Raw genomic sequence first — 17,437 nt, forward strand, 5'->3', positions numbered from 1 at the left:
TCGAACCTGCAACGTCCCGTCATGATCGATCGAGATACCGGTTCGGAACGGGACGGAGGACCGAGATGGAGATCGACTGCGCGCTCCCGGCCGGGAGGGCGACGCCGGAGCACGTCGCGCTGGCCGAGGGGCTCGGCTACGCCCGCGCGTGGTGCCACGAGGCGCCGCGCAGCTACCCGGACACCGGGATGGCCCTCGCCGTCGCGGCCGGGCGGACCTCGCGGATCCGCATCGGCCTGGCGGTCGGCGGGCACTGGCGACGGGCGGCGGCCGACGCCGGCGCGGTCGCCGACCTGGCCGCGCGGGCCCGGGGCCGGACCGAGCTCGTCGTCGGACTACCGGGTGGCACGGGGCGGGATCCCGAGGCGCACGCCACCGCGGTCCGCGAGCTGCTCCAGCAGGAGCACGGCATGGGCGGTGTCCCGGCGTGGGTGGGCCGCCCGGGGGCGACGGAGTACGTCCCGCTGACCTTCGGCGTGCGGTCGCCGCGCGGGGCCGCGCTGCGCACGGTCGTCGAGGTGACCCCGGGCGTGGACCTGCACCGGATCGTCGCCGGGCTGCGGCCGGCCGGGCTGCTGCTGCGCCCCTCGGGGACGGACATCGGCCGGGAGCTCGCCGAGTTCGCTGAGGCCGTGCGGGCGCTCGAGCTCGCCGGGGTCGCCTGAGCTCAGACGCCGGCCGGGGCCCGGTACATCCGCCGGTAGGCCAGCGGGGACATGCCGATGGCGGCGTGCAGGTGCTGGCGCAGCGACACCGTGGTGCCGAAGCCGCAGCGCTCGGCGATCCGCTCGACCGGCAGGTCCGTGGTCTCGAGGAGCCGCCGCGCCCGGTGCACCCGCTGCGTGGTCAGCCACCGCCCGGGGCTCTCGCCGGTCTCGGCGCGGAAGCGCCGGGTGAAGGTGCGCACGCTCATCGCGGCCCGCCCGGCCAGCTCGTCGAGCCCGAGGGGTGCGTCGAGGTGGTCGAGCGCCCAGGCCCGCGCCGCCGCGGTGCCCGCGCCGGACACCTCCGGCACCGGCGCCTCGACGAACTGCGACTGCCCGCCCTCCCGCCACGGCGCGACGACGGCCCGGCGCGCCACCGTCGCCGCCACCTCGGCCCCGTGGTCCCGGCGCAGGACGTGCAGGCACAGGTCGATCCCCGCGGCGTTGCCCGCCGAGGTGAGGACGTCGCCGTCGTCCACGAACAGCACGTCCGGGTCGAGCGCGACCTGCGGGTAGAGCCGCCCGAAGCGGTTCGTCCAGCGCCAGTGCGTGGTCGCGGGCCGGCCGTCGAGCAGGCCGGCGGCGGCGAGCACGAAGGCGCCGGTGCAGATCGACATCACCCGGCCCGCGCCGCGCAGCACCTCCGCGATCCGCGCGTCGACCGTGCCGTCGGTCATCCAGGTGCCCTCGAGGTGCCCCGGGACGACGAGGGTGTCGGCCTCGGAGAGAATCTCCGGCCCGTGCTCGGGCAGCACCGAGTAGCCCGCCGAGGTGCGGACCGGGCCGCCGTCGAGGGTGGTGACCCGGACGTCGTAGAGCGGCTCGCCGCCGGAGCCGGCCGCGCCGCCCAGCAGCTTGTGCGGCACCCCCAGCTCGAACGCGATGGCGGTCGGCATGGCCAGGACGACGACCCGGTGCATGGCCGGATTCTTTCACAGGGTGTCCGTTCGGCCACTTCCGTCGGCGCCACGCATCGGCGACGCTGCATCGCGTGAGCGAACTCAGCACTCCCGTCCGCCGCCGGCGCGTGCACCCCGCGTGGTGGGCCGCGGCGGCGACCTTCCTGGCGATCATCGGCGCGGCCGGCTTCCGGTCGACGCCCGGTGTGATGGTCGAGCCGCTGCACGCCGAGTTCGGCTGGTCCATCGGGGAGATCTCGGTGGCGCTGTCGGTGAACCTCGCGCTGTTCGGGCTCACCGCCCCCTTCGCGGCCGCGCTCATGGAGCGTTTCGGGGTTCGGCAGGTGGTGTCGGTCGCGCTGGCGATGGTGGCCGTGGGCGCGGGCCTCACCGTGTTCATGACGGCCTCGTGGCAGCTCGTGCTGTGCTGGGGCGTGATCGTCGGGCTCGGCACCGGCTCCATGGCGATGGCCCTGGTGGCGACGGTCGTCGGGCGCTGGTTCGTGGCCCGCCGCGGCCTGGTCACGGGCGTCCTCACCGCGGCCAACGCGACCGGCCAGCTGATCTTCCTGCCGGTGGTCGCGCACCTCGTCGAGAGCTCCGGTTGGCGCACGGCCTCGCTCACGGTCGCGGCCGCGGCGCTGGTCGTGGTCCCGGTCGTGCTGCTGCTGCTGCGCAACCGCCCGTCCGACGTCGGCGAGCTGCCGTACGGCGGCACCGAGGCCGACGTCGTCGCGCCGATCCGGTCCGGCGCCGCCCGACTGGCCCTCGGCACGCTGGCCCGGGTTGTCCGGATGAAGACGTTCTGGCTGCTCGTGGCCGGGTTCTTCGTCTGCGGCGCCACCACGAACGGCCTGATCCAGACACATTTCGTGCCCGCGGCCCACGACCACGGCATGCCGGCGACGACGGCCGCGAGCCTGCTGGCCCTGGTCGGCATCTTCGACGTGGCCGGGACCGTGCTGTCGGGCTGGCTCACCGACCGCTTCGACCCGCGGATCCTGCTCGGCGCCTACTACCTGCTGCGCGGGGTGTCGCTGGCGCTGCTCGTGCCGCTGTTCGGCGCGGATCTCGACGCGAGCATCTTCGCGTTCGTGATCTTCTACGGCCTGGACTGGGTCGCGACCGTGCCGCCGACGATGGCGTTGTGCCGCGAGTGGTTCGGGCCGACGGCGCCGATCGTCTTCGGCTGGGTGTTCGCCAGCCATCAGCTCGGCGCCGCGGCGGCCGCGCTGGCCGCCGGCCTCGTCCGGGACGCGCTGGGCAGCTACGACGCCGCGTGGTACGGCGGCGCGGTGCTCTGCGTGCTGGCCACCGTCGCCAGCCTCGCGATCCGCCGGCTCCGCGCCCCGGTCCCCGTCCCCGCGCCCGCCTGACGCCCGGCCCCGGAGGCACGAACGGCACTCTCGCTCACCACGAGTGGGCGAGAGTGCCGTTCGGGCAGTTCAGTGGACGAGCAGGTCCCAGCCCTCGACGTCCTGGGGCTTGCGGGGGCCGGGGCCGATGTACTGGGCCGACGGGCGGACCAGCTTGTTCTCCCGCTTCTGCTCCAGGATGTGCGCCGACCAGCCGGCGGTGCGGGCGCTGGTGAACATCGCCGGCATCATGTGCGGCGGGACCTGGGCGAAGTCCAGGATCACCGCGGCCCAGAACTCGACGTTGGTCTCGATGGGGTGGTCGGGGCGGCGCTCGCGCAGGATCCGCAGCGCGGCCTGCTCCAGCGCGGCGGCCACCTCGTAGCGCGGCGCGTTCAGCTCCTGGCAGGTGCGCCGCAGCACGCGGGCCCGCGGGTCCTCGGCCCGGTAGACCCGGTGCCCGAAGCCCATGAGCTTCTCCTTGCGGTCCAGGATGCCCTTGACCAGGGCCTCGGGGTCCCCGGTCCGCTCCACCTCGGCGATCATCGGCAGCACCCGGGCCGGGGCGCCGCCGTGCAGCGGGCCGGACATGGCACCGATCGCGCCGGACAGCGCGGCCGCGACGTCGGCGCCGGTGGAGGCGATGACGCGGGCGGTGAAGGTCGAGGCGTTCATGCCGTGCTCGGCGGCGGAGACCCAGTAGGCGTCGATCGCCTTGACGTGCGCGGGGTCGGGGTCGCCCTTCCAGCGGACCATGAACCGCTCGGTGATCGTCGTGGCCTGGTCCACCCGGGACTGCGGCACGGCCGGGATGCCGATGCCGCGCGCGGACTGGGCGACGTAGGACAGCGCCATCACCGAGGCGCGGGCGAGCTGCTCGCGGGCCTCCTCGACCGAGGTGTCGAGCAGCGGCTGGTAGCCCCAGTGCGGGGCGAGCATGGCCAGCGCGGCCTGCACGTCGACGCGGACGTCGCCGGTGTGCACGGGGATCGGGAAGGGCTCGGCGGGCGGCAGGCCCGGCCCGAACCGGCCGTCGACCAGCAGCGCCCAGACGTTGCCGAAGGTGACCTGGCCGACCAGGTCCTCGATGTCGACGCCCCGGTACCGCAGCGCGCCGCCGTCCTTGTCGGGTTCGGCGATCTCGGTCCGGAAGGCGACGTGCCCTTCGAGGCCGGACTTGAAGCCGGGCGGGGGCGGGGGTACTTCGGACACCGGGGTCTCCTCACGTGTCGGTGCGCACCGGCGGCCGTCGCCGGGTGGCGCCGTCGGCCGGTGTCCCTGCTGCGCGCGCGGGTCGCGCACGTGTTCGCCGTCACCCTGCCGCCGACCAGCGCCGGAGCACAACGGACCGCCCGGGTGTGATCGGTCACCGGACCCGAACGGAGGGTGTCGCCCCGGCGGGGCGCCCACATACCGTCGGGCTCCACGAGGAGGTGCGCATGACCGAACTGACGCTCGCCGCCATGCGGGTCGACTACGGCGCCGGAGGGTTCGACGTCGACCAGCTCGCCCCGACCTGGCACGAGCAGCTGGCGCGCTGGCTGGCCGAGGCCGGCGCGGCCGGGGTCCCCGAGCCCAACGCGATGGTGCTGGCCACGGCGGACCCGGACGGCCGCCCGTCCTCGCGCACGGTGCTGTGCAAGGGGCTCGACGAGCGCGGGGTGGTCTTCTACACGAACTTCACCTCCGCGAAGAGCCGCGACCTGCGCCAGTCGCACGAGGCGTCCGCGACCTTCCCCTGGTACGGGCTGCACCGGCAGGTGCACGTCCGGGGCCTGGTCCAGCAGGCCAGCTACGCCGAGGCCGACGCCTACTGGGCCACCCGCCCCCGCGGCTCGCAGCTGGGGGCGTGGGCGTCGGCCCAGTCCGCGGTGGTCGCCGACCGGGGCGTGCTCGACGACGCGCTGGCCGCCGTCGAGCGCCGGTTCGCCGACACCGAGGCCATCCCGCGGCCGCCGCACTGGGGCGGGTGGCGGATCGTGCCGGACGAGGTCGAGTTCTGGCAGGGCCGCACCAACCGGATGCACGACCGGCTCCGCTTCGTCGGCGACCGCGACACCCGCACCTGGAAGGTCGTGCGGCTCGCGCCGTAGCGTTCCCGGGTGAGGGAGCGGCGCTCTCGCTCACCGGACCGAACGAGAGTGCCGTCCGCTCCTCCGCAGGCGTCCGGTTCGCGTACGTCTGTCCGGTTCCCTCGTCCGCCGTGCCCGCTGCGCCGTCGGACGGGCGTGGTACCTGTGGAGACGTGAGTCGCCCCCGTCCGGGATCGGGCCCGGACCAGCCCACGGATCCGCTGCGCGCCGAGCCCCACCGGCCGGCGCCGGAGCCGCCCACCCGTCCCGCCCGGGATCCTCGGGCGGACCCGTTCACCGTCCCGGCGCCCGGGCCGGCCGACGCGAGCACCGAGCGCCTGACCGCGGGCCCGGAGGCGCCGACCCGACCCGTCCGGGACCCGGGTCACGGCGAGGGCGGCACCCGCCGCGTCCCCGTCGACCCCGACGCGACGACGGCGCAGCTGCCGGAGGGGCGCACCTTGCGGACCCGGCTCGCGGGCCTGGCGCGGTCCACCTTCGCGGACACCACACCGCTGCGGACGCCTTCCTACCGGCGGCTGTGGACGGCCGGGATCGTCACCACGATCGGCGCGCAGATGTCGGTCGTCGCCGTGCCGACCCAGATCTACGCGATGACCGGCTCGTCGGCCTACGTCGGCCTGACCGGCGCGTTCGGGCTGGTCCCGCTGGTGATCTTCGGGCTGTGGGGCGGCGCGATCGCCGACGCCGTCGACCGCCGGCGGATGCTGCTGCTGACCGGCACCGGCATCGCGATCACCTCGCTCGCGCTGTGGGTGGTCGCGGCGAGCGGGGTCGGCAACGTCTGGGTCGTGCTGGTCCTGTTCGCGCTGCAGTCCTCGATGCTCGCGATGAACCAACCGGCGCGGGCCGCCGTCATCCCGCGCCTGATCCCGGCGGCCCAGCTCCCCGCGGCGAACGCCCTGAACATGACGGTGGTGCAGCTCGGCGCGATCGTCGGGCCGCTGCTGGCCGGCGTGCTGATCCCGGTCGTCGGGCTGGGCACGCTCTACCTGCTCGACGCGATCTTCCTGCTCGCCACGATCTGGGCCACCTTCCGGCTGCCCGCGGTGCCGCCGCAGACCGGCGGGGAGCGGCCGAAGGCCGGCCTTCGGCAGATCGCCGACGGCTTCCGCTACGCCGCCCTGCACAAGATCCTTCTGGTCTCGTTCCTGGTCGACGTGATCGCCATGGGCTTCGGGATGCCGCGCGTGGTGTTCCCGGAGATCAGCCAGACCGTGTTCGGCGACCCGCCCGGCGGCGGCTTCGCGCTGGGCCTGCTGTTCGCCGCCATCCCCATCGGGATGGTCGCGGGCGGGCTGCTCTCCGGCTGGCTGCAGCGGGTGTCCCGGCAGGGCGTCGCGGTCACCGTCGCGATCTGCGTGTGGGGCCTCGGCGTCGCGGCCTTCGGGCTCACCTCGTCGCTCTGGATCGCCGTGATCGCGCTGGCCGTGGCGGGCGCGGGCGACCTGGTCAGCTCGGTGTACCGCAGCTCGATGCTGCAGTCCGTCGCCACGGACGAGATGCGCGGCCGGATGCAGGGGGTGTTCGCGGTCGTCGTGGCCGGCGGGCCCCGGCTGGCGGACCTCTGGCACGGCCCGGCCGCCGCGGCCGTCGGGCCCGGGACGGCCGCGTGGATCGGTGGGATCGCGGTCGTGGTCGTGACCGTCGCGGTGGTGTTCCGGTTCCGCGAGTTCTGGGACTATCGCGTTCCCCTCGACGCCCACCGGTGACCGCCGGTACACGCCAGGGGATGCCGTTCGGCCCGCCAGGGACGACCATGGACCCGGAGGCCGTAAGAAGCGTCTCGCGGAGTGATCCTTACCGCCCCGGGACGTGATGCGGATCCGTCGAACGGCACGGATGCGCGGCGGCGCACTAGCGTGGCGCCCAACGCAGAACACACGAGTGTGAGAGGGAACCTCCACATGGCTGACGAGTCCGCCGGAACAGACACCGCTGTCCTCACGTACCCGGGCGGCGAGCACGAGATGGCGATCAAGGCGCCGACGGAGGGTGCTTCGGCAGTCGACGTCAGCAAGCTCCTCGCGAAGACCGGGATGACGACCTTCGACCCCGGCTTCACCAGCACGGCCGCCTGCGCCTCCGCCATCACCTACATCGACGGCGACGCCGGCATCCTCCGGTACCGCGGGTACCCGATCGACCAGCTCGCCGAGCGGTCGACCTTCCTCGAGGTGAGCTACCTGCTCATCTACGGCGAGCTGCCCACGCAGGCCCAGCTCGACCAGTTCACCACGGACATCAGCCGCCACACCCTGCTGCACGAGGACCTGAAGGGCTTCTTCGACGGCTTCCCGCGGGACGCGCACCCGATGCCGGTGCTGTCCTCGGCGGTGTCGGCGCTGTCCACCTTCTACCAGGACTCCCTGGACCCGTTCGACGAGAAGGCCGTCGAGCTCTCCACCGTCCGGCTCATGGCCAAGGTGTTCACCATCGCGGCCTACGCCTACAAGAAGTCCGTCGGCCAGCCGTTCCTCTACCCGGACAACTCGCTGGGTCTGGTGGAGAACTTCCTGCGGATGACCTTCGGCTTCCCGGCCGAGCCGTACGAGGTCGACCCGGTCATGGCCAAGGCCGTCGACACGCTGCTGATCCTGCACGCCGACCACGAGCAGAACTGTTCGACGTCGACGGTGCGGCTCGTCGGCTCGTCGCAGGCGAACCTCTTCGCGTCGATCTCCGCCGGCGTGAACGCGCTGTTCGGCCCGCTGCACGGCGGGGCCAACCAGGCCGTCCTGGAGATGCTGACCCGCATCCAGGAGGTGGAGGACGGCAACGTCGACGCCTTCGTCGAGCGCGTCAAGAACAAGGAGAAGGGCGCGAAGCTGATGGGCTTCGGGCACCGGGTCTACAAGAACTACGACCCGCGCGCGAAGATCGTCAAGCAGAACGCCGACGAGGTGCTCAAGGCGCTCGGCGTCACGGACCCGCTGCTCGACATCGCGATGAAGCTCGAGGAGAAGGCCCTCGCGGACGACTACTTCGTCGAGCGCAAGCTCTACCCGAACGTCGACTTCTACACCGGCGTGATCTACCGGGCCATGGGCTTCCCGACGAAGATGTTCACCGTCCTGTTCGCGCTCGGCCGGCTCCCCGGCTGGATCGCGCACTGGCGGGAGATGATGGCCGACCCGCAGAACAAGATCGGCCGCCCGCGCCAGCTCTACACCGGCGCCGGCGAGCGGGACTACGTGGAGATGTCCTCCCGCTGACCCGACGTCCGACACACGAACGGCACTCTCGCTCGCCAGGGAGGAGCGAGGGTGCCGTTCGTGCATTCGGCGGCCGGGCGTTCGGCGCGCGGTTCACCCGGTGCGCCGCTAGCGTCGGTGCATGCCCGAGCGCTCCGTCGTCTGGTTCCGGCGTGACCTGCGGGTCGGCGACCAGCCCACCTTCCTGGCCGCGGCGGACTCGGCGGCCGAGGCGCTCGCGTTGTTCGTGCTCGACCCGGCCCTGATCCGGCCGAGCGGGGCGGCCCGGCTCGCCTTCCTCCACGGCTGCCTGCGCGCGCTCGACGGCGCCCTCGGCGGGAGGCTGCTGGTGGTGCACGGCGATCCGGCCGACCTCGTACCGCGGGTCGCCGAGGCCGTCGGCGCCGCGACGGGCTCCGTCGCGGCCGACTTCGGGCCCTACGGGCACCGCCGGGACGAGGCCGTGGAGAAGGCGTTGGCCGACGCCGGCCGCGAGCTCGTGCGCACCGGCTCGCCCTACGCCGTCGCGCCCGGGCGGGTCCGCAAGGCCGACGGCGAGCCCTTCCGCGTCTTCACCCCGTTCCGCCGGGCCTGGTCCGACCACGGGTGGCGCAGGCCGGCCGACACCTCCGCCTCGACGCTCTCCTGGCTGGACCCGGCGGAGAAGAAGGGCGGGCCGCCGGCAGTGGCGATCCCCGACGACGTCACCGTCGAGGCCGAGCTCCCCGAGCCCGGGGAGGAGGCGGCCCTGCGGACCTGGGCCGACTTCCTCGACGCGGCCGTCGACCACTACGGCGAGGACCGCAACCGCCCGGACCGGCCCGCGACCTCGCGCATGTCGGTGTACCTGAAGTACGGCTGCGCCCACCCCCGGACCCTGCTCGCCGACCTGGCCCGCAAGCGCTCCGCGAGCGCCGACACCTACCGCAGCGAGCTCGCCTGGCGGGAGTTCTACGCCGACATCCTGTTCCAGCGGCCCGGCTCGGCCCGGAGGAACTACGACCGCGCGTTCGACGCCCTCCCGCTCGCCACCGGCAGGCGCGCCGAGGCGCTGTTCGAGGCGTGGAAGACGGGCCGCACCGGCTTCCCGATCGTCGACGCCGGGATGCGCCAGCTGCGCGCCGAGGCCTGGATGCACAACCGGCTGCGGATGGTGGTGGCGTCGTTCCTGGTCAAGGACCTGCACCTGCCGTGGTGGTGGGGTGCGCGGCACTTCATGCAGCTGCTGGTCGACGGCGACCTGGCCTCCAACCAGCACGGGTGGCAGTGGACCGCGGGCAGCGGCACGGACCCCTCGCCGTACTTCCGGGTGTTCAACCCGGTCACGCAGGGGGAGAAGTTCGACCCGAACGGCGACTACGTGCGCAGGTACGTGCCCGAGCTGCGCGGGATCGAGGGCAGGGCGGTGCACCAGCCGTGGGCGCTGCCCGACGGCGTCCCCGAGGGCTATCCGGAGCCGATCGTCGACCACCGGGCCGAGCGCCAGGAGGCCCTCGCCCGCTACGAGAAGGTGAAGCAGGCACGCGGCTGAGCAGCACGATCGGGCGCGACGCCCGGGCGCGTCCGCGTGACGATCAGGCGAACCTTAGGGTGGACGGGCACCGACGAGGGGAGCCCGGGATGGCCGACCGACGGAACTTCAGGCGACGCGGAATCCTGCTGCTCGGGGCAGCGGGCGCGGCCGGCGCCGCGAGCGCGGGCGCGTGGGTGTTCTGGCGGCGATCCGGCACGGGCCGGCCGGTGGGCGACGAGTGGGCCCGGGCCGTCGCGACGCCGTCCGCCTCGGCGATCGGAACTGCGGAGTCCCTGGCGGTCGGGAGCGTGAACGGCTCGCCCGGGGCGACCGGGTCGGGCGTGAACGGCTCGGCCCGCAACGGCCGCGCTCCGCAAGGCCTGCTGACCCGGACCGAGCAGCCGGCCGCCGAGATGCCGCCCGCCGAGAAACCGCCCGCCGAGAAACCGCCCGCCGAGAAACCGCCCGCCGAGAAACCGCCCGCCGAGAAACCGCCCGCCGAGAAGCCGGCCAGCGAGAAGCCGCCCGCCGGAAAGCCGCCCGCCGGGAAGCGCACGCTGGAGGAGGAACCCGAGGCTCGGCAGCCCGCGGCGTCCGAGGAGATCCCCGACGGCCCCTACGGCCCCGGCTCCGCGGCCCCGCTGCCCGACGGCTCCGCCCCGAGTCCCGAGTTCACGATCAAGGGCAACGCGAACTCCCTGCTGTTCCACCCGCCGTCGAGCCCGTACTTCGGCCGCACGAAGGCGGCGGCCTGGTTCCGCACCGCCGAGGACGCCACCCGCGCCGGCTTCACCGAGTGGAAGCCGAAGCCCCGAGCGAGCTGAGCCCCGAAGATCCACGTCCGGGCAGCAGAGCGCTCGACGATCGACCGTCCCCCTGCCCGGACGCGGATCATCGCGACCGACCCGCCCCCAGCACCGCCGCCAGCAACGCCAGGGCGGCCGCACCGAGCCCCGCCGCGACTGCGGTGTCGGTCCACGCCAGCAGCACCGCCAGCCCCACCGCCCCGCCCACGTACTGCGCGGTCGACACGAGCGCTCCGGCCACGCCCTGCTGCGACTCGGGGACCGCGGCGGCGGCCGTCCGGAACACGGCGGGGAAGGCGATGCCGGCGAAGAGGGCCCAGACGAACCCGGGCAGCATCGTCGCGTAGCCGCCGAACCCGAGGGCCAGCACCGCCAGCGAGACGCCCAGCCCCGCCATCCCCACGACGAGCGTGCAACCGGCCCCGATCCGCGCCGCCAGCCGCGGGAACACCCACCCCGCCCCGGCCATGCTGAGCGCGCTGAGCGGCAGGAACGCGGCCCCGGCCTGCAGCACGGTGAAGCCCAGGACGTCCTGCAGCTGGGTGGTGATGAGGAAGTACGCCGTGCCGACGGCGCCCATGAACAGCAGCACGGCGAGGGTGGGTGCGAGCAGCGCGCGCGACACCGGCGGCAGCAGGGGCTCGGGCGCCCGGCGCTCGACCAGCAGGAACGCCCCGAGCAGCACGACGCCGAGGACCACCAGCGCCGACCGGTCGACGATCCCGAGCACGAGCAGCGTCGAGCCGACGGTGGCCAGCGCAGCGCCGAGCAGGTCGAAGGGCCCCCGCACCCGTGGGCCGTCGGCCGGCAGCAACCCACGGGCCAGCACCGCGGCGACCAGCGCGACCGGCACGTTCACCAGCAGCACCGCCTCCCAGCCGAACGCCGAGGTCAGTAGCCCGCCGCCTGCGGCGCCGACCGCCGCGCCGGTGCTCCCGGCCACGCCCCACACCGCGAACGCCCGGTTGCGGTCCGGTCCCTCGGCGAACCCGACCGCGAGCAGGCGCAGCGTGGCCGGGGTGAGCAGCGCGGCCCCGCCGCCCTGCACCGCCCGCGCCGTGACCAGCCAGCCCGGCGCCGTGGCGAGCCCGCCCGCGAGCGAGGCCAGCCCGAACAGCACGAGCCCGGCGACGAACACCCGCCGCGCCCCGAGCCGGTCGGTGGCCCGCCCGCCGAGCAGCAGCAGCCCGCCGAGCGCCACGGTGTAGGCGGAGACGACCCACTGCAGCCCGTCGGCGTCGAACCCCAGGTCGCGGCCGATGCTCGGCAGCGCGACGAACACGATGTCGAAGTCGGTGGCGACGAGGAACTGGGTCACGGCCAGCAGCGCCAGCCGGGCGCCCGTCCCCGCCCGCCGGGCCTCCGGTGCTGTCATGACGGCCTCCCATGGTGCACGATCCGTAACGGAGGTCATGCTTCGTCACGGGTCGCGAGCAGGGAAGAAGGCACTTTCATGTCACGGAGGAACACCGATGTGCCCCATGCGGCGCTGCAGGAGATCTGCCCGCTGAACGAGGTGCTGGACCGGGTGAGCGGGAAGTGGGCGATCGGTGTCCTCACGCTCTGCGGGGCCGAGGGCGTCGTCCGGTTCACCGAGTTCGAGCGCGGCATCCCGGACATCAGCCGCCGGATGCTCACCCTGACCCTGCGCAACCTCGAGCGCGACGGCCTGCTGACCCGGACCGTGCACCCGACCGTCCCGCCCAAGGTCGAGTACCGCCTCACGGAGGCCGCCCGCGAGCTCACCGAGACGCTGGCGCTGCTCACGGACTGGGCGAAGCGCCACCAGGCCTACGTGCACTCCGCGCGCGCCGAGTACGACGCCGCTCATCCGTGACGGACCTTCCCGCAACTGGCCGAACGTCCGTTAAGCTGACTCCGGTCGATCCGCGGGAGGCACAGTGGCAGGCAGCGTGACGGTCCCTCCGGCCCGGCGGTTGGCGAGTGCGCTCGAGCCCGTCGTCGGCCAGGTCTACTTCGCGCCCGAGGCCCACGAGGCGTACGAGAAGCTCGGGTTCGCGGGCAGCCCCCGGTCGCTGCGCGGCGTGGCCGCCCCGGACGGCCCGGCCTACTTCTGCAGCCGGGGATCGCTGCTCGGCCAGGTGCCGGGCGAGGTGGTGGCGTCGGCGTTCGCCGTGTTCAACCCCGAGGCCGTCGTGCCGGCGGTGACCTACGGCTGGACGCTCACGGACGCCGCGACCATCTGCGCGGCGCGCACGGACGCCGCCCGCGCCCAGCTCGTCCGGGTCCTCGGTGAGCGGCCGGAGGGCCTCGACCGGGCCCGCGCGCTGCTGGAGCGCGCCGTCGCCCCGCTGCGCCCGGAGGGGAAGCCGCTGTTCGCGGGGCTGCGGGCGCTCGGCCTGCCGGGCGACCCGGTGGCCGACGTCTGGCGCCTCGGTGACCTGCTGCGGGAGTACCGCGGCGACGCGCACACGGCGGCGTGGACCGCCGCCGGGTTCGACGCGACGGAGATCGGGCTGCTCACCGAGGTGTACTGGGGCCTGCCGCTGCGCAGCTACGTCCGCAGCCGGGCCTGGACCGCGGCGCAGCTCGACGCCGCGGAGGAACGGCTGGTCGCCCGCGGGCTGCTCGCCGACGGCGCGCTCACCGAGCGGGGCCGCGCCGGGCGCGAGGAGGTCGAGGTCGCGACGGACCGGATGTGCGAGCCGATCGTGCAGGCCCTCGGCGAGGACCTCGACACCCTCGTCGCCCTGCTGCGTCCGTGGGGGCGGGCCGTCCGCGAGGCGCAGGGCTACCCCGCCTCCGGCCCGCACGACCTCGCCGGATCCTGACGACCGGATCCTGCGACCGGGCCCGGACCGCCGGGCCCGAGCTCGGACCCGAGCGTCGGACCTGAGCGTCGGACCCGAGCGCCGGGGACCCGAGCGCCGGACCGGACCGCCTGTCCCTCAGACCTCCGAGCCGTCCGGCATCGTGATGCCGTAGCCGCGGATCTTGCGGTAGATCGTGGCCCGCGACATCCCGAGTCGCCGGGCGGCCTCGGCCTTGTTGCCGTCCGTGTCGAGCAGGGCGTCGACGATCGCGTCGCACTCGATCGCCTCGAGCGGCGTGAGCACCCGGCGGGTGATCGCCCGCGTCTCCGGCGGGAGGTCCTCGGGCCGGATCGTCCCGGTGCGCCGGCGCGCGACGACCTTGCGCAGCACCTGGTAGAGCTGGTCGACGTTGCCCGGCCAGCGGTTGCGCATCAGCACCCGCATGGCCTCTGGCGAGCAGTGCAGGTCCGTGCCCCGGGTCAGCCGCGCGAGCAGGTACGGCACCAGCTCCGCGACGTCCTCGATGTGGTGGCGCAGCGGCGGCACCTCGATGCTGCGCGGGAAGCACCCCAGCAGCTCGGTGAGCTCGGGCGAGTCCGGCTCGGAGGTCCGCGAGCGGGTGGCGACGACCCACTGCCGCTCCGGGTCCGTCGACTCCCGGTAGGGCTCCAGCGCGTCGGCCAGGGCCAGCGCGTGCTGCGGGGAGAGTGCGTCGAGGTGCTGCAGGACGAGCGTGCCGCCCCCCGTGTGCAGCTCGTCGGACACCTCGGCGATCCACCGCGGGCCGCAGTGCGCGGCGTCGAGCACCCGCACGTGCCCGGCGGGGGAGTGCAGCTGGTGGGTGGCCCGGGCCAGGGTGGTCCGCCCGGAGCCGGACTCGCCCTCCAGCACCAGCCACTCGTTCATCCGGAAGTGCCGGTCGACGGCCTGGGCGCACTTCGTCCACAGCGCCCCGGACCCGACGGCGGCGGGCAGGGCCGTGGTGATCGACGGCGTGGTCGGGCGGCCGTGCAGCGGCGCCCGGGACACCAGCTGGACCTGCAGGACCCCGCCGGACAGCCCGCCCTCCGCCCAGCTCGGCCGGCACTGCACCCGGGCCGTGGCCCCGCTGGGGAGGTCGACGAGCAGCTGGCGCCGGCGCCCGCTGCGGATCGCGTCCGTGGCCTCGGCGAGCAGCGGCACCTGGTCGGACGGGTCGATCAGCTCGCGGGCCCGGTCGTTCATCATCAGCAGGTCGTCGCTGACGGCGAGGACGGCGCCGCGGCCGCGGCGGCACGCGGACAGGTAGTCGTGCATCAGGGTGAGCTCGCGCCGGCCGGACTGCTCGAGCAGCGTCTCCTCGATGCGCCGGGCGATCGTCGCGGCGGTCGCGGCCATCATCGCGCTGGCCTCGCTGCGCCAGCAGGTCAGGTCCAGCACGCCGAGCAGCTTCCCGTTCACGGGGTGGTGGATCGGCACGCCGGCGCACGCCATGTCCTCGAGGTGCTCGACGTAGTGCTCGTGCCCGAACACCTGCGCGGGCGCGCGGCCCTCCAGGGCCGTGCCGATGCCGTTCGTCCCGACGTACTGCTCGGCGTAGCTGAAGCCGGGGGCGAGCCAGATCCGGTCCAGGTGCCGGCGCAGCGCGCTGTCGCCCGTGCGCCGGTCGATGACCACGCCCTCGTCGTCGCACAGGATCACGCTGACCGGCTCGGTGGCGAACTGGTCCGCGATGTCCTCGATGACGGGCCGGGCGGCGCGCAGCAGCGGGCTGTCCGGCTCGGCGTCGCTCTCGTACGGCAGCTCGAGGTGGTCGCTCGGCACCGAGAACTGCCGGGAGCGCGTCCACGAGGCGAGGATCGGCGCCCGCACGAGCCCGGGATCGGGGTTCTCATCGTGGAGGAACGCCTCGCGGGCGAGGGCCACCCGTTCGGCCGCGGCCCCGACCGCCGACGGTTCGACGGGCAGGGGAGGGCGGCGCCCGGACCCTTCTTCGTCGTCCGGCGCCTCGTGGGGGACGGCGCGTTCGTTCTGGTCGACCAACCGGTTGCCCTTCTCGGAGCAGCTGTGGTCCGCGGTAACGCGGCAGCCGGGATCGGCCCGGACGGTACCGCCCGGACCCCGACCACGCTAGAGGCGTATCGCCGGACCCGAAAGGGGCTGGTCAGCCCCACACCGTCTCATATTGAGACCGCAGTTCAGGGGGGCGGAGGGTGTGATTCCTGGCACGAGGTGAGCTGTGACGGGGAGCACTCCCGGCCCCGGCGCGCGAACCTCGGGCACAGAGCCCGACAGCGTCGCGGGCTCCCGCGCCATCCCGCGGCGTCAGCTCTGTGCGCTCTCACCCCACCACCGTGAGGAGACGACGTGAGTCGGCAGAGCTTGGCTAAGGCTCACCAGAAGATCCAGGAACTCGCCTGGGAGCCGCAGTACCACGAGCCGTACATGAAGTACGGAACCGACTACACCTTCCGGAAGGCCGCGAAGAAGGACCCGCTCAAGCAGGTCCTGCGGTCCTACTTCCCGATGGAGGAGGAGAAGGACCACCGCGTCTACGGCGCTCAGGACGGTGCCATCCGCGGGAACATGTTCCGCCAGGTCCAGGAGCGTTGGCTGGAGTGGCAGAAGCTCTTCCTGTCGATCATCCCGTTGCCGGAGATCTCGGCGGCGCGCTCGATGCCGATGCTGTTCCACGCGGTCCCGAACCCGGAGCTGCACAACGGCCAGGCGATCCAGATGATCGACGAGGTTCGGCACAGCACGATCCAGCAGAACCTCAAGCGCCTGTACATGAACAACTACATCGACCCGGCGGGCTTCAACAACAGCCTGCGGAACTTCCAGAGCGACTACTGCGGCACCATCGGCCGGCAGTTCGCCGAGGGGTTCATCACCGGCGACGCGATCACCGCGGCGAGCATCTACCTGACGATCGTCGCCGAGACGGCCTTCACGAACACGCTGTTCGTGGCCATGCCGGCCGAGGCGGCGGCGAACGGCGACTACCTGCTGCCGACGGTCTTCCACTCCGTGCAGTCCGACGAGTCGCGGCACATCTCCAACGGCTACGCCACGCTGCTGATGGCGCTGTCGGACGAGGACAACCGCCAGCTGCTCGAGCGCGACCTGCGCTACGCCTGGTGGAACAACCACCGCGTCGTCGACGCCGCGATCGGCACCTTCATCGAGTACGGCACGAAGGACCGCCGCAAGGACCGCGAGTCGTACGCGGAGATGTGGCGCCGCTGGATCTACGACGACTACTACCGGTCCTACCTGGTCCCGCTCGAGAAGTACGGCCTGACGATCCCGCACGACCTCGTCGAGGAGTCGTGGAAGCAGATCTGGGAGAAGGGCTACGTCCACGAGGTCGCGCAGTTCTTCGCCACCGGTTGGCTCGCCAACTACTGGCGCATCGACGGCATGACCGACGAGGACTTCGAGTGGTTCGAGTACAAGTACCCGGGCTGGTACGACAAGTACGGCAAGTGGTGGGAGAACTACAACCGCCTGGCCGTCCCGAACGGCCACAACGCGATCGTGGCCGAGGACGTCGACTACGTGTACCCGCACCGCTGCTGGACCTGCATGGTGCCGTGCCTCGTGCGTGAGGACATGGTCATGCAGGAGGTCGACGGGCAGTGGCGGACGTACTGCCACGAGGTCTGCCGCTGGACCGACGCAGAGGCCTTCCGCCCGGTCTACCAGGGCCGCGAGACCCCGAACATGGGCCGCCTCGTGGGCCACCGCGAGTGGGAGACGCTGTACCACGGCTGGAACTGGGCCGACGTGGTGAAGGACATGGGCTTCGTCCGCGACGACGGCAAGACCATGACCGCGCAGCCGCACCTGAACCTCGACCCGAAGAAGATGTGGACGCTCGACCACATGCGGCGCATGCCGCATCTGCAGAGCCCCAACGTCCTGCTGAACGAGATGTCGGACGCCGAGCGTGAGGCGTTCAAGGCGGACTACAACCGCCAGGGCCCGGCCGGCCGGCCGGCTCCCAAGGACGCCTGAGCGCGGGTCAGGCGAGGGGGGAGGACCGGTCCGCCCGGTCCTCCCCCCGCCCCGGGGACACCCGCCCGCTCGGGCGTCCCCGGCAGTACGTCGCACCCGC

Annotated in this window: 14 protein-coding genes; 10 read left to right on the forward strand and 4 right to left on the reverse strand. The window is 73.5% G+C overall.

Going from position 1 to position 17,437, the window contains the following annotated elements; translation table 11 throughout:
- The first annotated feature begins 65 nt into the window (after positions 1–65).
- Entirely contained in the window at positions 66–665 is a 600-nt protein-coding gene (locus ACFQH9_RS10095; RefSeq protein ID WP_379565682.1) for an LLM class flavin-dependent oxidoreductase, read from the forward strand.
- Between the two features lie 2 nt (positions 666–667).
- Here ACFQH9_RS10095 and ACFQH9_RS10100 read toward each other — a convergent pair whose 3' ends face one another.
- Positions 668–1,624, reverse strand: coding sequence for a GlxA family transcriptional regulator (locus tag ACFQH9_RS10100; protein WP_379565683.1), 957 nt, complete (start codon positions 1,622–1,624; stop codon positions 668–670).
- Between the two features lie 71 nt (positions 1,625–1,695).
- Between ACFQH9_RS10100 and ACFQH9_RS10105 the strand changes: the two genes are divergently transcribed.
- On the forward strand, positions 1,696–2,979 hold the full coding sequence (locus tag ACFQH9_RS10105) for an MFS transporter (RefSeq protein ID WP_379565684.1): 1,284 nt from the start codon (positions 1,696–1,698) through the stop codon (positions 2,977–2,979).
- A 69-nt stretch (positions 2,980–3,048) separates the two neighbouring features.
- On the opposite strand, the gene ACFQH9_RS10110 is transcribed toward ACFQH9_RS10105, so the two are convergent.
- Positions 3,049–4,170 carry a citrate synthase 2 gene (locus ACFQH9_RS10110; RefSeq protein ID WP_379565685.1) on the reverse strand — a complete coding sequence of 374 codons (1,122 nt, stop codon included), beginning with the start codon at positions 4,168–4,170 and terminating at the stop codon, positions 3,049–3,051.
- 227 nt (positions 4,171–4,397) lie between these two features.
- On the opposite strand from ACFQH9_RS10110, the gene pdxH reads away from it, so the two are divergent.
- From pdxH to ACFQH9_RS10135, 5 genes are all read left to right on the forward strand, one after another.
- Positions 4,398–5,051 carry a pyridoxamine 5'-phosphate oxidase gene (pdxH, locus tag ACFQH9_RS10115; protein ID WP_379565686.1) on the forward strand — a complete coding sequence of 218 codons (654 nt, stop codon included), beginning with the start codon at positions 4,398–4,400 and terminating at the stop codon, positions 5,049–5,051.
- A gap of 422 nt (positions 5,052–5,473) precedes the next feature.
- A complete protein-coding gene (locus ACFQH9_RS10120) occupies positions 5,474–6,763 on the forward strand; it encodes an MFS transporter (RefSeq protein WP_379565803.1) in 1,290 nt (429 codons plus the stop codon).
- Between the two features lie 195 nt (positions 6,764–6,958).
- A complete protein-coding gene (locus ACFQH9_RS10125) occupies positions 6,959–8,266 on the forward strand; it encodes a citrate synthase (RefSeq protein WP_379565687.1) in 1,308 nt (435 codons plus the stop codon).
- Positions 8,267–8,387: 121 nt separating this feature from the next.
- Entirely contained in the window at positions 8,388–9,776 is a 1,389-nt protein-coding gene (locus ACFQH9_RS10130; RefSeq protein ID WP_379565689.1) for a cryptochrome/photolyase family protein, read from the forward strand.
- 89 nt (positions 9,777–9,865) lie between these two features.
- Entirely contained in the window at positions 9,866–10,582 is a 717-nt protein-coding gene (locus ACFQH9_RS10135; RefSeq protein ID WP_379565690.1) for a sunset domain-containing protein, read from the forward strand.
- A 67-nt stretch (positions 10,583–10,649) separates the two neighbouring features.
- Here the strand turns inward: ACFQH9_RS10135 and ACFQH9_RS10140 are convergent, their stop codons facing one another.
- The gene (locus ACFQH9_RS10140; protein ID WP_379565691.1) at positions 10,650–11,939 is read right to left on the reverse strand and encodes an MFS transporter; all 1,290 of its coding nucleotides are present in this window, start codon (positions 11,937–11,939) and stop codon (positions 10,650–10,652) included.
- Between the two features lie 78 nt (positions 11,940–12,017).
- Between ACFQH9_RS10140 and ACFQH9_RS10145 the strand changes: the two genes are divergently transcribed.
- Positions 12,018–12,401, forward strand: coding sequence for a winged helix-turn-helix transcriptional regulator (locus tag ACFQH9_RS10145; RefSeq protein ID WP_379565692.1), 384 nt, complete (start codon positions 12,018–12,020; stop codon positions 12,399–12,401).
- A 76-nt stretch (positions 12,402–12,477) separates the two neighbouring features.
- Positions 12,478–13,356 (forward strand): SCO6745 family protein, encoded by an 879-nt coding sequence (locus ACFQH9_RS10150; RefSeq protein WP_379565693.1) that lies wholly within the window; start codon positions 12,478–12,480, stop codon positions 13,354–13,356.
- Between the two features lie 117 nt (positions 13,357–13,473).
- Here the strand turns inward: ACFQH9_RS10150 and ACFQH9_RS10155 are convergent, their stop codons facing one another.
- On the reverse strand, positions 13,474–15,360 hold the full coding sequence (locus ACFQH9_RS10155) for a sigma-54-dependent Fis family transcriptional regulator (RefSeq protein WP_379565694.1): 1,887 nt from the start codon (positions 15,358–15,360) through the stop codon (positions 13,474–13,476).
- Positions 15,361–15,699: 339 nt separating this feature from the next.
- On the opposite strand from ACFQH9_RS10155, the gene ACFQH9_RS10160 reads away from it, so the two are divergent.
- Positions 15,700–17,337, forward strand: a complete 1,638-nt coding sequence (locus ACFQH9_RS10160; protein ID WP_379565804.1) for a ferritin family protein — start codon at positions 15,700–15,702, stop codon at positions 17,335–17,337.
- Positions 17,338–17,437: the final 100 nt, after the last annotated feature.

Source organism: Pseudonocardia lutea (genome assembly GCF_042658055.1).
Taxonomy (GTDB): Bacteria; Actinomycetota; Actinomycetes; order Mycobacteriales; family Pseudonocardiaceae; genus Pseudonocardia; species Pseudonocardia lutea.

Coding starts and splice junctions, on each gene's coding strand:
- ACFQH9_RS10095 (WP_379565682.1), top strand. CDS start 66: ATGGAGATCGACTGCGCGCTCCCGGCCGGGAGGGCGACGCCGGAGCAC.
- ACFQH9_RS10100 (WP_379565683.1), bottom strand. CDS start 1,624: ATGCACCGGGTCGTCGTCCTGGCCATGCCGACCGCCATCGCGTTCGAG.
- ACFQH9_RS10125 (WP_379565687.1), top strand. CDS start 6,959: ATGGCTGACGAGTCCGCCGGAACAGACACCGCTGTCCTCACGTACCCG.
- ACFQH9_RS10145 (WP_379565692.1), top strand. CDS start 12,018: ATGTCACGGAGGAACACCGATGTGCCCCATGCGGCGCTGCAGGAGATC.
- ACFQH9_RS10135 (WP_379565690.1), top strand. CDS start 9,866: ATGGCCGACCGACGGAACTTCAGGCGACGCGGAATCCTGCTGCTCGGG.
- pdxH (WP_379565686.1), top strand. CDS start 4,398: ATGACCGAACTGACGCTCGCCGCCATGCGGGTCGACTACGGCGCCGGA.
- ACFQH9_RS10130 (WP_379565689.1), top strand. CDS start 8,388: ATGCCCGAGCGCTCCGTCGTCTGGTTCCGGCGTGACCTGCGGGTCGGC.
- ACFQH9_RS10140 (WP_379565691.1), bottom strand. CDS start 11,939: ATGACAGCACCGGAGGCCCGGCGGGCGGGGACGGGCGCCCGGCTGGCG.